The organism is Oleiphilus sp. HI0086, from assembly GCF_001635225.1.
On record NZ_LWFZ01001454.1, the window covers coordinates 1 to 890 of the forward strand.

The following is an 890-nucleotide window of genomic DNA, read 5'->3' on the forward strand; positions in this document are numbered from 1 at the left end:
CAATAGGAAGAGCAATTTCAACGTGCTTATAGAACGCATGAACCAAGCCAAAGTAATCATCCTGTTTAGGCTTTCCCTGGCTAGAAAATTCGGGAGGGCCAAGCTTTACCAGAGGTTCTAATGACTTATCGACAAGGCGGAATTTGAAGCGTTCTTTGTATAAATAGTAGCCGTCAGCTATTTCCCAAGACAGCTTTAAACCATTGTCTGTAGGCGATGAGCGAAATTTGAATGCCTCATCAACCTTTAGGAACTCATTCTGGCTTGATTCAAATAATCCCTTGCTATCTGAGCTAGAAAAACTAGTACCGCCAGAGGAATATGCGTCGGAGGTGAATGTTCCAAGAGTTAGGTAGATAATAACTAATAGGATATTTCTCATACTGGTTCAAAACCTTGCGATTGCATATATTGCACTTTAGATATAAATCTACTGTGTTGGTTCAATCAAAACTGTTAAATAGAACGATAAGAGGCAATAGATTTGTATAAATTCGTAATCATGCCATTATAAGTCGCTTTTGTGGGCTTGAAGATTAATATTCGATTAGATATTCCCAGGCTGCAAAAGTTTGATTGGTCGTAAGAAGGATTGTTAATCCGGTGGTAAATACTGAACAACAGCGCACCCAGTCCAGCTGTGAAAATAAGCTCGTTGATACAGCATTTGCTGATGTCACAGAATTAGTTAGAATTTTCAATAACTTGTTTATAACTCTCGAAGGTACTGAGTTGGTGGTGGGGGCTGATGAACCTCTCTATCTGCCAGCCTCGGAGACGGGTGGTTTATGCCAGGTTATTTCAAGGTTTGATTACTTCTCAAGCGCATTACATGAAATTAGTCATTGGTGTATTGCGGGTAAAGAGCGGCGCAAGTTAATTGATTTTGG

The 890-nt window shown here is 39.9% G+C and carries 2 protein-coding genes; one reads left to right on the forward strand and one right to left on the reverse strand.

Annotated elements, in window-relative coordinates:
• Nucleotides 1-382: protein-disulfide reductase DsbD domain-containing protein (locus tag A3756_RS24635; RefSeq protein WP_255376541.1), on the reverse strand; the 382-nt coding region annotated here is incomplete at its 3' end.
• Between the two features lie 221 nt (nucleotides 383-603).
• On the opposite strand from A3756_RS24635, the gene A3756_RS28340 reads away from it, so the two are divergent.
• Nucleotides 604-890: elongation factor P hydroxylase (locus tag A3756_RS28340; protein ID WP_231875633.1), on the forward strand; the 287-nt coding region annotated here is incomplete at its 3' end.